Source organism: Streptomyces sp. NBC_00461, from assembly GCF_036013935.1.
GTDB lineage: Bacteria > Actinomycetota > Actinomycetes > Streptomycetales > Streptomycetaceae > Streptomyces.
Map to the genome: position 1 here is coordinate 325,848 of NZ_CP107902.1, position 13,545 is coordinate 339,392.

Here is a 13,545-nt window from a genome sequence, read left to right on the forward strand (position 1 = left end):
CGCTCGACTGGTCCGGTCGAATCCTGCCCCGCCCGTCCGCTGCATGATCGGTACGGTGGTACCGAGACGAGCAGAGGGGGCGGCGCGGCCGTGGGTGAGGAAGCGGAGATCAGGACGGCGAAGGAGGCCGCCGACCACGAGCTCATTCTGGCGTTCGGACGGCTGCAAGGGGCGGCCAACCGGCTGGAGTACATCCTCGGCCGGGCGCTCGAGGTGGAGTGCGGTATCAGTCATCTGGTCTTCGAGGTTCTGCTGATCCTCGGCAGGGCGGGTGAGCCGGGGCTGTCGATGCGGGCCGTCGCCCAGGAGCAGGTTCTGACCACGGGTGGTGCCACCCGGCTGGTGGACCGTATGGAGGCGGCGGGTCTCGTCGAGCGTGCGGAGGATCCCGACGACCGGCGCGGGCGGCTGGTGCGCCTGACTCCGCTGGGTGAGGAGACGGCCGTACGCGCGTCGCGGGTCCATCTGGAGAACATCCAGCGGTACTTCGTGCAGCCCCTCCCCGCTGCGGACCGCGCGCGATTCGCAGCGGATCTTCGCATCCTCAGCCACTCAGCCCGGGACGTGCTGCCCCGGCTGCCCTGAACTGCGGTCCGGCGGCAACGCTGATGTAATGACGTCAGCCATCCCGGTGTGACACAGGTCACAGGAGTCGAGAAATATCTGATGTGTCAGTTACTGTTTGGTCAGGTGAATCGCTCGCAGGAAGTGCGGGCACCCCACCCTGCCGAGGTTTTCGATGAAGCTCGTCTATGTGTTCGACGCCTACTGCGGCTGGTCCCACGGCTTCGCCGGGACGCTCCGCGAGGTCGCCTCCCGCCACCCCGGACTGCCGGTCGAGGTGGTCTCCGGTGGTCTGTTCACCGGGCCGCGCCGGGTCCCGATCCGCGAGTTCGGCTATGTCCAGGGCGCCAACGCCAAGATCGCCGAGCTGACCGGCGCCGAGTTCGGTCCCGCGTACGAGGGGCTGATCGCCGACGGTTCGTTCGTGATGGACTCCGAGGCCGCCGCCCGTGGTGTCGCGGCCCTGCGCCAGGTCGCTCCTGACCGGATGGTGGAGCTGGCCACGGCTCTGCAGGACGCCTTCTACGTCGATGGGCGCAGCCTGTCCGAGGCAGCCACCTATCGCGCCATCGCGGAGGCCGTCGGGCTCGACACCGATGCAGCCGACGCCGTCGTGGCTGCCCTCGAGGCGCCCGAGGCGCAGGCGGCGGCCAGGGCCGACTTCCGTCGCGCCGCCCAGCTCGGCGTCACCGGCTTCCCCACCCTGCTCGCCGTCGACGGCGACTCCGTCACTCCCCTGGCCTACGGCCACGCCACCGCCGACGAGGTCGACGAACGCCTCGCGTCCGCGGCCGTCTGACCTTCCGCCTACCCCTCTGCAAGGAGCCCCGCATGACCACGCTCTCCTTCAAGATCCTCGACCTCGACTTCCCGGCCGGCAGCAAGAACAAGACCGCCACCCTCGTCACGGGCGAGACCGAGGCCCTCCTGGTCGACGCCGCCTTCACCCGCGCCGACGGACACCGCATCGCCGCCGAGATCCTCGACTCCGGCAAGACACTGAAGACCGTCTTCGTCAGCCACGCCGACCCCGACTTCTACTTCGGCGCCGAGGTGATCGCGGACGCGTTCCCGGACGTGACATTCGTGGCCACCCCGCTCGTCATCGAGCACATCAAGCACTCCTACGAGGGCAAGCTCAAGGCGTGGGCGGCCCTCGGCCCGAACCTGCCCACCCGCCTGGTCGACCTCACCCCGCTCACCGGTGACCTCACCCTCGAAGGCCACCGCTTCGAGCTCAAGGGCGGCCCGGAGGGCCTCTCCGACCGCCACTACCTGTGGCAGGCCGAGCACCGCACCCTCCTCGGCGGCGTCCTGCTCTTCCAGCAGGAGCACGTCTGGGTCGCCGACACCCCCACGCCCGACGACCGCGCTGCCTGGATCAAGCTCCTGGACGAGATGGCCGCCCTCGACCCGCAGTTGGTCGTGCCCGGACACCGCCTCCCGGACACCGCCGCCGACGCCAGCGCCATCACCGCCACCCGCGACTACCTCGTCGCCTTCGAGGAGGAGCTCGGCAAGGCCGCCGACGGCGCCGCGCTCACCGAGGCGCTCGTCAAGCGCTACCCCGACAACGGCATGCTGATCGCCGCGCAGATCGGTGCGAAGGTCGCCAAGGGCGAGATGAAGTGGGGCTGACCATGACCGAGTTCGCCACCTCCACCGCGCCCGCCGACGTCGTACGCCGTCAGTACCTGGCCTCCGCCGCCGGCGACCTGGAAGCGCTGCGGGCCACCCTCGCCCCCGACGTGGAGTGGACCGAGATGGCAGGCTTCCCGCTCGCCGGTACCTACCGGACCCCGGACGGCGTCACCTCCCACGTCATGGAGCAGCTCGGCAAGGAGTGGGACGACTGGGCAGCGCACGACGACACGTACGTCGTCGACGGCGAGAACGTCGTCGTCCTGGCCCGCTACACGGCCGTCAACAAGGCCACCGGCAAGCCGATCGCCGTCCGCGTCGCCCACCACTTCGTCGTACGGGGTGGACTCATCGTCCGCTTCGAGCAGTTCGTCGACACCGCGCTCGTACGCGACGCCATGACCGCCTAGACGCACCCCCGGCACCCGAAGACAGCAGAAGCGCATGTCCGCTGCCGACAACAAGGCGCTCGTCATCGCGTTTTATGAGCAGGCGTTCAACGACTACCAGCCGGAAGAGGCCGCCGCCGCGCATCTCGGCGACAGCTACATCCAGCACAACCCGGAGGCGCAGGACAGTCCGCAGGCGTTCGTCGGCTACGTCCACTGGCTGCGCGGGAAGTTCCCCGACCTGCGCCTGGACATCAAGAGGGCCGTCGCCGAAGGGGACTTGGTCGTCACCCACAGCAACCTGCACTTCGAACCCGGCGACCGCGGCATGGCCGTCGCGGACTTCTGGCGCCTGGCCGACGGAAAGATCGTGGAGCACTGGGACGTGATCCAGGAGGTGCCCGAGAAGAGTGCCAACGACAACACCGTTTTCTGAGTTCCGCGACCGCAGCCGCGCCGGGACCGGTCCGCATCACGAGTCGTGCGACCCGGCGTCGCCTTCTGCGCAACCCCGCCGTGTGTCGTGGCACATGTCGCGGCGCACGGCACACACTTGAGTTGAGGATGCTCCAGTCGAACGCCCCCGTCGTCCTGGGACATGGTTGCTTCCGTCGGCCTTCCGCTCTCCCATCGTGGCCGGCGAGGACCCGGCCAGGCAGTTGGCCGTCCGGGAGGAGCGGGCCGCTCGGGCCGCGCCCGGTATCAGCATCCCCTCCGGCCGCTCATCCCCTCTGGCTCATCTGACCAGGTCGCGGCCGTCCTGAGCCGCGTTTCCGGCTGTGGCGCCGCACAACATCCGGGCGCCGCAGCACCGGCCCTTGTTTTCCCATCAGAAAGGTTCCCCCACATGACCAGCTTTCCCAGCCGACGCCGTCTGCTCGTCACGGGCGCGGGTGCCGCGCTCGGCTTAGGTACGGCCGCCGCCACAGCCTCCCCCGCCGCGGCGTCCACCGAGGCCCGCAGGACAGGAGGTGTCGAGGAGACCCGCACGCTCGACGAGCTCTACCTGACCGCCCTCGCGGAGGGCGGAAAGCTCGTGATCTACGCGGGCGGCGATGTCTCGACGCAGGCGGACGGCCTTCGCGCCGGCTTCAAGAGCCGTTTTCCCGGGATCGATCTGACGGTTGTCGTCGACTACAGCAAGTACCACGACGTCCGGGTGGACAACCAGGTCGCCACCGACACCCTCGTGCCCGACGTCGTACAGCTGCAGACCGTCCAGGACTTCGTGCGCTGGAACGAGCAGGGCCATCTGCTCACCTACAAGCCTGCCGGATTCTCCAAGGTCTACGCCCCCTTCAAGGACCCGCACGGTGCCTGGGTCGCCGTGCAGGTGGCGGCCTTCAGCTACATGTATGGCCCCGCGGTGGTCGGTTCGGACGTACCCTCCAGCCCCCTAGACCTCGTCGACGCCAAGTGGAAGGGGAAGATAGCCTCCTCCTACCCCCACGACGACGACGCGTCCCTCTACCTCTACACGCTCTACGTGCAGAAGTACGGCTGGGACTGGCTGGCCCGACTGGCCGCGCAGGACGTGCAGTTCGCCCGCGGCAGCTTCACTCCCCGAGACGCCGTCACCAGTGGGCAGAAGGCGATCGGTGTCGGTGGCTCCGGCGCGGCCCTGGCCACCGGACCCGTCAAGTGGGTGCTTCCCGACGCGGCGACGCCGTTCATGTCCTGGGGGCAGCGGGCCGCGATCCTGAAGCAGGCCAAGAACCCGACCGCGGCCAAGCTCTACCTCAACTGGCGGCTGTCCACCGGAGAGCAGCAGGCCGCCACCAACGGCTGGTCGGTCCGCACGGATGTCACCCCGCCGACGGGCCTGATGCCCATCTGGCAGTACCCGAACGGGAACCTCGACGGCTTCCCCCGCTTCATGGCGGACCGCGCCGCGATCGAGCGCTGGAAGCAGACCTTTGCTCTGTACTTCGGAGAGGTCAAGGGAGACCCGTCGCCGGGCTCGCTCGGGCTGCATCCAGGGGCCTGACCCGCACTCCGGCGGTTTCTGGGCAGGCGGTCCTTTCGGTCGAGGGGCTGCCTGCCCAGGCAGGTACCGGTTGCGTCAGCGCCTCCCACGGCGACGTTCAATGTGGGGCCGCTTCATTGGTCTACCAGACGGCCCGACAGCGGCACTTGCAGCGGAGTCCGGGGCCCCGTGGCCAGTCGTCGGCGGCGAGGGGAACCTGGTGCCCAGCCCGCCGCCTGGCCGGCCCCGTTCGTGCTTCGCGAGCTCGCTGAAGCCGACTTCTCCCCTGGACGTCGGCGTGCCGGGAGCGGCTGCGCGGCGTGTGCGTTCCGGGCCCGCTGCGGGATGGCGTTCAGCCCGCAGTGACGCGGGCGTTGACCCTCCGGATCCAGTCCCGGTCGGTGTGCCACTTGGGTGGTGCGGGGCCGTGTTGGAGGTCAGGACGGCGAGCAGGGAGCGAACGTCGCGGATGGCGGCGGAGATCGTGGAACGGTCCACGTCGTACAGTTCGGCCAGCACCGCATGCGGCATATCCAGCCGCAGGTGGACGAGCGTGACCAGCACCCGATCGACGAACTCCAGCTTCGGCAGGCGCCCGGCTCCTGCCGCGCGCCTGCGTTCCTCACCTCGCTGCTTGTGCAGTTCCGACTCACGCCGCGCCTGCCACTTCGGATAGATCTCCTCGAGCGACCCGCCCAGATGTGCACGCGAGATGCCGGACAGGGCGGGATGGGAACAGGCCGCGCGGGCCCAGGTGCGCTTCACAACTCACCGAATCTGGAGGGATCTTCACGGGTCCCTGCCCCGCCGGGGACAGGGCTTCTCATTCCCGGTCGTTAGCCGACGGTCTTCGGGGTGGTGACGAGGGTCTGCAGGGCCCGGACCAACTGGTTTGCGTCCGAGGAAGAGAGCGGGGCGAGGAACTGACGTTCCATCTCCTCGCGGGCGCGCTCGGCCTTGCGCAGGGTGTCCTGACCCGTTGGGGTCAGCTGCACAGTGTTCTTGCGCCGGTCCTGGGAGCTGCGGCGGCGCTCGACGAGCCGCTTCTCCTCCAGGGCATCGACGAGCGCCACCATCGTCGTGCGGTCGACACTGAGTCTGCCCGCCGCCTCCAGCTGGGACAGCGGGTATTCCGCCGCGAGCACGACCAGGACCGCCAGCTCGCGGCCGTCGATGCCGAACGGCGCCAGCGCCAGCGCGGACGCCTCAGCCAGCCGCAACTGCACGTGCTTGAGCAGATAGCCGAGTCGGGAGGCGAGGGCCTCGGAGGCTGCATCGTCCGTCATGCCCACATCGTATCGCGGGACTGATAGTCAGCATCACTGACGATCATCTATGGTGACAGTATTGCCGTCATCAGCGGCGCCACGTCGAGCCGAAGGGTGTGTGTGCACCATGACCGACCAGATTCAGCACCCAGTGACGTTCGGTATCAAAACCACCCCGATGCGCGCCTCCTACGAGGAAATCCTCCGAGTGTGGCAGGAGGCTGACGCCCTGCCGGAGATCGCGGACGCGTGGCTGTGGGATCACCTGATACCGATCGCAGGCCCCAAGGACGGGCAGATCCTCGAAGGGTGGACGCTCCTGAGCGCCTTGGCCGCACAAACCCAACGGCTGCGGCTGGGACTGCTCGTGACCAGCAATCGGATCCGCCAGCCCGCCGTCCTGGGTAAGATCGCCACAACGGTCGACGTGATCTCCCGTGGCCGGCTGGTCATGGGCCTCGGCGTGGGCGGCACACACCAGCCACCCAACGCCGGTGGCGTCACAGGCGAGAACCCCGCCGTCGCGGAGTACGACGCCTACGGCCTGACCCTGGTTCCGCCGGCCGAGGGCATCGCACGCCTGGCCGAGACCATCGCCATCCTCAAGCACATGTGGACGGAGGAAGTCTTCGACTTCCACGGCCACTACTACACGCTCAAGGGCAATCGCAACGAACCCAAGCCCGTCCAGCAACCAGGCCCGCCACTGCTGATCGGCGGCTGGGGAACCAGAACCCTTCGCCTGGTCGCCGAACACGCGGACATCTGGAACATCCCCGGTCCGCCGCACAACACCCTCGACTACATCACCCAACGCAGCCGGGTCCTAGACGCGCACTGCGTGGCTGTCGGCCGGGACCCGCAGACGATCACCCGCTCGGTGCAGTACATCGTCTCCTACGACGACCCAGCCGGTGACCGCAAGGCCATCCGGGATCTCATCGGCGCTGGCCTGACGCACATCGTGCTGAGCCTGCGAAGCCCCTACCCCCCGCAGGTCGCACACTGGCTCGTCGAAGAGATCATCACGCCCCTACGCGTGGAGTGCGACGGGCGCTGAAAGCCGCAGTCGCGTCGGGCGACTGATGGGCCATCACCTAAACTGATCGACCGTTTACGCCGGGCCGACGCCCTCGAACTCAATTTCTCCCGAGGTCGTAACATGCGATCGTGCCAGCTCGGGAAAGGGGCTCGAACTCGTTCGCAGCGGAGTCACATTCCAACGCACGGAGGCTCCGTTCCCCGGATAGAGGGGAACGGAGCCTCGTGGCCGTTTCGGCAGGCCAAACGTGGGGGCGCGCCTACCTGTCCTACCGCCCCTAGGTGGCCGGCCAGTTGGAGCGAAGGGCCGACCGGCTCACAACTGGGCGCCAAGATCGGTGCCCAGGCATGCCGCCCCGGGGTTCGGGTCCACTCCGACCGGGGAGGCGTGCACGATCCGCAGCGTTGTTCGGCCCCCGGGCGGCCACAGCCGGCTCGACGCGCGACAATGCAGGTCAGCAGCTGTCACCCGGTGTGCTCGCCGCTGGGCTCTGACTTGGCTGTATTGACCTGGTGCCACCGCCGATCGGTGCCACAGGACAGCCGCCGACAGGTACGTCCGTACCGTGTGTCACCATCCGTGAGTGAGTACGTCGTCGAGGGCGTCGACGAAGACGTCGGCGCTCGTCGTGGTCAGGCACAGCGGTGGCTTGATCTTCAGGACGCACATCCGGTCCGAAGTCGGCTGCATCAGCACGCCCAGCTCTCGTAGCCGTTCGCAGATGGCGGCTGTCTCCTCGGTCGCCGGCTCCCGTGTCTCGTGGTCTCTGACGAACTCGACGCCCAGATACAGGCCACTGCCGTGGACGGCGCCGATCAGCGGGTGCTTGTCGGCGAGTCGCAGCAGCCGCGTTCGCAGGTGTGCGCCGACCGTGCGGGCGTTGTCCTGGAGACCTTCGTCGCGGAGCACGTCGAGCACGGTCAGTCCGACCACCGAACTGACCGGGCTGCCGCCGGCCGATGAGAAGAAGTAGCCCTGCGAACGGTAAGCGTCGGCGATCTCGCGTCGGGTGATCACCGCCCCAAGGGGGTGGCCGTTGCCCATCGCCTTGGCGACAGCGACGATGTCCGGTTCGACGCCCTGCTGCTCGAAGCCCCAGAAGTGGGAGCCCAGCCGCCCATAGCCGACCTGCACCTCGTCGGCGATGCAGAGACCGCCGGATTCCCGGGTGGCGGCGTAGACCTGCTCGAGGTAGCCGTCGGGCAGAGCCATTCCGCCGGCGTTGCCGTAGTAGGGCTCGCACACGAACGCCGCTGGAGGGCGTCCGGACCTGACCAGGTCGGCGATCACGGCCGCAGCCTCGGGGCCGTAGAGGTGCGCCTCAGGGCCGCGGTGCGGGCCGCGGTAGCTGTTCGGTGTGGGGACTGTGTGAACCCACGCGGGGCGGGTGGCCAAGGCGTTCGGGTTGTCGGCCGTCGAGGTGGAGATGGCGTCACCGGCGTAGGTCCAGCCGTGGTACGCCTCCTCAACCGCGACGACATCGCGCCTCCCAGTAGTGGCCCAGGCCAGCCGCAGTGCCAGATCCACGGCCTCGGAGCCGCTGTTGACGAGGAAGACGGTGTCGAGTCCGTCCGGCAGGAGCGCGCTCAGCCGCTCCGACAGCTCCACCACCGAGGCGTAGTGGAAACGGGAGTTGGTGTTGAGCCGCTGCCACTGCCGGTGCACTGCTTCAACCAGTCGCGGGTGACCGTGTCCCAGGACGGTCACGTTGTTGAGCATGTCCAGGTAGCCGCGGCCGCGGGTGTCCACCAGGTGGTGCTGCCAGCCTCGCTCGATCTGCGGAGGCGTTTCGAAGTAGTGCTCCTGCACGGTGGCGAAAGACCTCACTCGACGCTCCAGCAGGACGCTCTCCGGCTCCGGGGGCGTGTCCGCCACGGGGCGGTCCGCCCGGGGGAGGATCAGGCCGGTGGGATCAGGGCACATCGTCAGCCAGCCCGCGTCCAGCCCTGGCGGAGTGAAGCGTGGTGCCATTCCCGTGCCCAGCCGGGACAGTTGCACATCCAACCGATACCAGCTGCCCTGTGCGGCGACGGTGCCCAACTGCTGACCGGATACGGCCTCTCCCCCGTCGATGACCGCGACAGCCGGGTTGATGCCGTCGAGCACCAGGTGCAGCCCCCCGGCGGTCAGGGTCACTCCGTGCTCGGCGTGCCGGGTGACCGTGCCAACCCACGGCGCGTGGACCGCCAGCGGGCTGGTGAGGTGCACCTCCACGCCGAGCGCGAGCGTGGCGCTCTCCTCTGTGTTATCGACCCGTGTGCGGGTGAGACGGCACTCTCCGTGCCGGGTCAGCACTGCCGTGCCGCCCGAGGCGAGTGCCCGTGCGACCACAGCGGACTCCGCGTCGGGATCGAGCCAGCCGCCGCCGTGCAGCGCGTCGCTGGTGACGGACAGGTCGAGCACCGTTGGTTCGGAGGGAAGTTCGGGGAGAAGAGGGTGGCTCGAGGTCGGCGGATCGCTGTGCGGGGCGGGTTCGCCGATCACCTGCCGGAAGTGGGCCGCCATCACCTCGGCCGGTACCGAGGCACCGGCCTCGAACATGGCCCACTCACGGTCAAGGGCCGCCGTAGCGTAGCCGTTGCCGGGGTCCTGCAGTGCGGCGTGCTGCCCGCATACCACCAGCACGCAGCCGCGCAGCACGATAAGGGGCCACAGCAGGTCCAGCTCGTCTCCGACAAGTGGCCGTACGGCGTGGAACGCGCGGACCGCGGGCAGCACCGAAGCCGGTGTGGCTCCGTGATGATGCAGGACGGAAGTGCAGGCGACCGCCAGCTCGGCCACGGCCCAGCTGTGTGTGAGATCTCCGAAGTCGATCAGCCCGACCGGTATGGGGCGGCCGTCCGGGTCCGTCCGGCACACCACGTTGTTGTCGGCCACATCGCCGTGAATGACCTGTACGGGAAGCCGCGCGGCGCGCCGCTCCACCAGTTGTTGTGCCGCGCGGGCGGCTCGCAGCACACGCTCGGCCCTTCGCTGGTCGACCATGTGCGGGGCCAGGGCCTCGACGACTTCGAGGGCGTTGCGCAGGTCCCACAGCATCGGCCTGTCCGGAGTCGGTATGTCGAGGCCTTCCAGGCCCGCGGTGATGCGTCCGGCCAGCTCTCCCATCCGCGCCACCACCCGCGGAGCCAGATAGCGGCTGTCCATGATGGGTTCACCGGGAACATAGTCGAGCAATTGGCAGTCGTAGTCCTGGCCGTCCACGGAGACGGTCTGGATGTGCTCCCCGTCGACTCCAACCCGGGCCCGCGGTAGCCGCAGCTCCGGCAGCGCCCGGGCGAGGCGCTCGGTGGCCTCGGACTGCGCCCTCAGTACCGCGCGGTCGATGACCGGGTTGAAGACCTTGAAGACGTACCCGTGCTCATCCAGACCGGTACGCACCCGGAAGTTGCGGTCGTGGTTGCTGCCCAGATCCTCGAGTGTTCCCTCGATGCCGAATCGCTCCGTGAGGAGGGCTGCGGCCCGCTCCTCCTCGATTGCGACCATCGGCGCCACCAGCCACTCGGCAGAGGAGATGCCCATCGAATTCTCCGTTCATCAGTTGGTTGACCCGCGACAGCCCGGTCATTGCGGATCGGCGAGCGTGATCAGACAGAGGTGATGCAGGGCGGCGGGCCCCGCCATCGCGCGGATCACTGAAGTGGGTTCAAAAAACAAAGAGTTGGAGGTCCGCAGTAGCGTCGAGGGTTTTCCTCGCCGCCTCAGTCCGCCGCCACAGAGTCCACGGATGCCTCACCCGGGTGCGCGCCGCGGTACTCCTGGCCCTCGGCGAGACCGCGGCGGTCGGTCTCCTGGTGCCCATCGGAGTTCGGCGGCCCGGTACGGTCCGGCGGCGACGTCAAAGGCTGCGCCGCATGGCCGCCAGTTGGGCCGGGGAGAGGCGTTCGGGCTCGTACTGCTCCATGCGCGTGCTGGCCTTTCGGGAGGGCGGCCTGGTCAGGGCCCATGGTGGCGATCGGTCCCCCGGGCGGGGTGGACGGTCCCCGACTGTGTGGCGGGCTATCGGTGTCCCAAGATCGTGCGGTGCCAGTCCTTGCGGCCAGGCGGTGTTGTCGAACATGACGTGCTTGTTCGGCGGAGGGCCATGCCATGCCCGGCAAACGTGTGCAGCGGTTGCCGATCTCGACAGTGGCCTCAGGCCGACACGAGCCGCTCACGTACTGCGGGCGGACCTGTGCGGCTGTCCCCTTCCGGGTGCCGTGTGCGGGGGGTGCGGAAACGGTGATCAGGGCGCTGCTCAGCCGACGTTCCAGAAGAACCGGTGCGTGTGAATCCCGAAGTAGGGGAAGCTCTCCACCTTTGTCACGCCCTCGACGGGACGCACGACGTCGTTGACGAAGTCCAGCAGGTCACGCGGATGGCGACAGACGGCCTCAGCGAACAAGTCGAAGGTGCCAGCGGTCAAGACGGCGTAGACGACCTCGTCGTGGCGTGAGAGTTCGTCGGCCACCGCTCTCGGATCGCCGTCGACGCGGAGCCCGAGTAGGGCCATGGCCTGCCCGCCCATCGCCATCGGGTCGGTGACGCCGACGACCTGCACCGCCTTGGTGTCGATCAGCCGCTGCAGCCGTTGCCGAGCGGCCGACGCCGACAGGCCGACCTTCGGGCCGAGATCGGCGTAGGGGATGCGACCGTCGGTCTGCAGTTCGCGCAGGATGGCCCGATCGATGTCGTCCATAAGGACACCTCCTAGGTGCGCGAGCAGCTAAGCATGCAATCGATTCACGCGCAATACGTACAGAACACCGCCGATTTGGTCGCCGAGAAGATTGAATCAATCGTTCGGATCTTGGAAGCCACGTGGCACCGGACATGGAACCTGCCTCGCCGGCAGCCCTGCCGAAGCCCCGGCCGGGAGGCGCTGCCAAGACCCAGTGACCGACTGGCCACTCACGCTCGGCGCACGACCTGGCGGCTCCGGGCGGGATCGTCATGTCCCCCACACGTTCCGGCCCCTCAATTGACACGGAAGCAGACCGCTTCGAGGGCAGGCAGCCCTGCTCGCCGAGCGAGCCGGGCTGCCGGATGTTCTCGATCGACAAGGGCCGCGCGATGGCCGGGCGGCAGGTGCCGTGGCAGCACGTTCCGTCTCCCGTCGACGAGGCTCTCGTCGTCGCTCCGACGGGCCTGAACGTGCGGCTCGGCGCTGGGGTACGACACCGCTCGGAGGGTCGCCGCAGGGCGGGCGCTCCACGCCGCTTCAAGGGCGTCTTCCTTACACCCTGCTGGCCACTTTGCAGTGCAGTCGCAGCCCGCGTCGTTCTGGACTGAACTGGCGAGTTCTCAGGCAGGCAAGACGTTCCGCAACTCCCGTACAGCGCACTCGCGGTGGCGCTTGGTGGGGATCGCCTCATACAGGTCCAGGGCGCGGCGGCGGACCAGGCCGGTGCGGGTAGCCGGTGTGTGATGAGAGTGGTGGGCCAACAGCGGCATGAGTGACGGCGTGAGGGCGCGTGCGGCGCAGTGTGCCGTGCACGGGAGTGGAGTGGGCCAGGGGTGTGCGTCGCGCGCTGGTTGTTACTCCCTGCCTCTCTTGCCGCTTGCACCCTGATTCTGGCGTGGGCATGGCCTGATCCCTGGAAGGGGTTCGAGTGGCTGACTCACTTCGTGACTGCGAGACGGTTCTCGCGCAGGCCGCGACCTTGGTGCGGCCGTTGGTCCGGTCCCGGGTTCACAGCTTGCCTCCTCAGGTCCGGCATGTTGCGGGGCTGCATTTCGGCTGGTGGACCGACGACGGCACGGTCCTTGACGCTCCGGCCGTCAGCAAGGGCGTGCGCCCGGCCCTTGCCCTGCTGGCGTGCCGGGCGGTGGGCGCCGACCCGCACGCCGCGCGGGCGGCGGCCGTGGCGGTGGAACTCGTGCACAACGCCAGCCTGCTCCACGACGACGTCATCGACCAGGATCCGCTGCGCCGAGGCCGGCCCGCACTCTGGGCGGCGAAGGGCGTTCCGGCGGCGATCCTCGCAGGCGACGCGCTGTTCTTCGCCGCCGTCCAGACCCTTGCCGAAGCGCCGGACGCGGGCCGGACGGTACCGGTGCTGCTGGCCGCCGTGCAGGCGCTGATCGAGGGCGAGTACCTCGACACGCTCATGGAGTCGGGCGCTGACGTCAGTGAGGACCGGGCCGCGGCGGTCGCGGCCGGCAAGACCGGCGCGCTGCTCGCCTGCGCCTGCGAACTCGGTGCGATCGTGGGTGGCGCCAGCCCGGAGCGTGCCCGGCTCCTTCACGGTTTCGGACGGCGTCTGGGCATCGCCTACCAGTGCGTCGACGACGTTCTGGGCATCTGGGGCGAGGAGGCGGTGACGGGCAAGCCCGCCCTGTCCGATCTACGCTCCCGCAAGGTCACCGTTCCCGTCGCGGCCGCCATGGCCAGCCACACCCCACAGGCCCAGTCCCTGCGCGCCCTCTACGGCACGAGCGGCCCGCTGGGCGAGGACGACTACGCACGGGCCAAGGACCTGATCGAGCAGACAGGCGCCCAGGAGGCCACGCTACGCCGCGCCCGCCGCCACGCCGCCGATGCCCTGCACCTCCTGGACCAGGTGCAGCCGGAGCCGGTGGCGGCCGCCGAGCTGGCGGCCCTGGCCGACCTGCTCACCCGCCGCGACCACTGACCTTTCGGGGGCAACGCCGTTCCCGAAGCCCGCCCCCGTTTCCTCACGCCGTTCGATCATC

12 protein-coding genes are annotated in these 13,545 nt (G+C 68.9%); 8 read left to right on the forward strand and 4 right to left on the reverse strand.

The features are described from left to right. Window positions 1-90 precede the first annotated feature (90 nt). The 6 genes from OG870_RS01590 to OG870_RS01615 all read left to right on the forward strand — a co-directional run bounded on the left by OG870_RS01590 (window position 91) and on the right by OG870_RS01615 (window position 4,581). A complete protein-coding gene (locus OG870_RS01590; RefSeq protein WP_266529963.1) occupies window positions 91-585 on the forward strand; it encodes a MarR family winged helix-turn-helix transcriptional regulator in 495 nt (164 codons plus the stop codon). A 154-nt stretch (window positions 586-739) separates the two neighbouring features. After that, the gene (locus OG870_RS01595; protein ID WP_266592951.1) at window positions 740-1,363 is read left to right on the forward strand and encodes a DsbA family protein; all 624 of its coding nucleotides are present in this window, start codon (window positions 740-742) and stop codon (window positions 1,361-1,363) included. Between the two features lie 32 nt (window positions 1,364-1,395). After that, complete coding sequence (locus OG870_RS01600; protein WP_266592949.1) at window positions 1,396-2,202, forward strand: MBL fold metallo-hydrolase; 807 nt, start codon at window positions 1,396-1,398, stop codon at window positions 2,200-2,202. Window positions 2,203-2,204: 2 nt separating this feature from the next. Next, the gene (locus tag OG870_RS01605) at window positions 2,205-2,615 is read left to right on the forward strand and encodes a nuclear transport factor 2 family protein (protein ID WP_266529956.1); all 411 of its coding nucleotides are present in this window, start codon (window positions 2,205-2,207) and stop codon (window positions 2,613-2,615) included. A 34-nt stretch (window positions 2,616-2,649) separates the two neighbouring features. After that, window positions 2,650-3,030 (forward strand): nuclear transport factor 2 family protein, encoded by a 381-nt coding sequence (locus OG870_RS01610; RefSeq protein WP_266529954.1) that lies wholly within the window; start codon window positions 2,650-2,652, stop codon window positions 3,028-3,030. A gap of 411 nt (window positions 3,031-3,441) precedes the next feature. Continuing rightward, entirely contained in the window at window positions 3,442-4,581 is a 1,140-nt protein-coding gene (locus OG870_RS01615; RefSeq protein ID WP_266529952.1) for an ABC transporter substrate-binding protein, read from the forward strand. A gap of 75 nt (window positions 4,582-4,656) precedes the next feature. Here OG870_RS01615 and OG870_RS01620 read toward each other — a convergent pair whose 3' ends face one another. Both OG870_RS01620 and OG870_RS01625 read right to left on the reverse strand, forming a co-directional pair. Beyond that, the gene (locus OG870_RS01620; RefSeq protein WP_266927881.1) at window positions 4,657-5,091 is read right to left on the reverse strand and encodes a hypothetical protein; all 435 of its coding nucleotides are present in this window, start codon (window positions 5,089-5,091) and stop codon (window positions 4,657-4,659) included. Window positions 5,092-5,396: 305 nt separating this feature from the next. Continuing rightward, on the reverse strand, window positions 5,397-5,846 hold the full coding sequence (locus OG870_RS01625; protein ID WP_266592943.1) for a MarR family winged helix-turn-helix transcriptional regulator: 450 nt from the start codon (window positions 5,844-5,846) through the stop codon (window positions 5,397-5,399). Between the two features lie 109 nt (window positions 5,847-5,955). Between OG870_RS01625 and OG870_RS01630 the strand changes: the two genes are divergently transcribed. Further along, the gene (locus OG870_RS01630) at window positions 5,956-6,888 is read left to right on the forward strand and encodes an LLM class flavin-dependent oxidoreductase (protein ID WP_266927609.1); all 933 of its coding nucleotides are present in this window, start codon (window positions 5,956-5,958) and stop codon (window positions 6,886-6,888) included. A gap of 552 nt (window positions 6,889-7,440) precedes the next feature. On the opposite strand, the gene OG870_RS01635 is transcribed toward OG870_RS01630, so the two are convergent. Then, window positions 7,441-10,392, reverse strand: a complete 2,952-nt coding sequence (locus OG870_RS01635; RefSeq protein WP_266927580.1) for an aminotransferase — start codon at window positions 10,390-10,392, stop codon at window positions 7,441-7,443. Window positions 10,393-11,107: 715 nt separating this feature from the next. Next, a complete protein-coding gene (locus OG870_RS01640) occupies window positions 11,108-11,548 on the reverse strand; it encodes an Lrp/AsnC family transcriptional regulator (protein WP_266529943.1) in 441 nt (146 codons plus the stop codon). Window positions 11,549-12,548: 1,000 nt separating this feature from the next. Between OG870_RS01640 and OG870_RS01645 the strand changes: the two genes are divergently transcribed. After that, window positions 12,549-13,484 carry a polyprenyl synthetase family protein gene (locus tag OG870_RS01645; protein ID WP_266529940.1) on the forward strand — a complete coding sequence of 312 codons (936 nt, stop codon included), beginning with the start codon at window positions 12,549-12,551 and terminating at the stop codon, window positions 13,482-13,484. Window positions 13,485-13,545: the final 61 nt, after the last annotated feature.

Bases quoted from the DNA above. Each gene is read 5' to 3' on its own strand.
- OG870_RS01595 (WP_266592951.1), top strand. From the start codon at position 740: ATGAAGCTCGTCTATGTGTTCGACGCCTACTGCGGCTGGTCCCACGGC.
- OG870_RS01600 (WP_266592949.1), top strand. From the start codon at position 1,396: ATGACCACGCTCTCCTTCAAGATCCTCGACCTCGACTTCCCGGCCGGC.
- OG870_RS01605 (WP_266529956.1), top strand. From the start codon at position 2,205: ATGACCGAGTTCGCCACCTCCACCGCGCCCGCCGACGTCGTACGCCGT.
- OG870_RS01610 (WP_266529954.1), top strand. From the start codon at position 2,650: ATGTCCGCTGCCGACAACAAGGCGCTCGTCATCGCGTTTTATGAGCAG.
- OG870_RS01615 (WP_266529952.1), top strand. From the start codon at position 3,442: ATGACCAGCTTTCCCAGCCGACGCCGTCTGCTCGTCACGGGCGCGGGT.
- OG870_RS01620 (WP_266927881.1), bottom strand. From the start codon at position 5,091: ATGCCGCATGCGGTGCTGGCCGAACTGTACGACGTGGACCGTTCCACG.
- OG870_RS01625 (WP_266592943.1), bottom strand. From the start codon at position 5,846: ATGACGGACGATGCAGCCTCCGAGGCCCTCGCCTCCCGACTCGGCTAT.
- OG870_RS01630 (WP_266927609.1), top strand. From the start codon at position 5,956: ATGACCGACCAGATTCAGCACCCAGTGACGTTCGGTATCAAAACCACC.
- OG870_RS01635 (WP_266927580.1), bottom strand. From the start codon at position 10,392: ATGGGCATCTCCTCTGCCGAGTGGCTGGTGGCGCCGATGGTCGCAATC.
- OG870_RS01640 (WP_266529943.1), bottom strand. From the start codon at position 11,548: ATGGACGACATCGATCGGGCCATCCTGCGCGAACTGCAGACCGACGGT.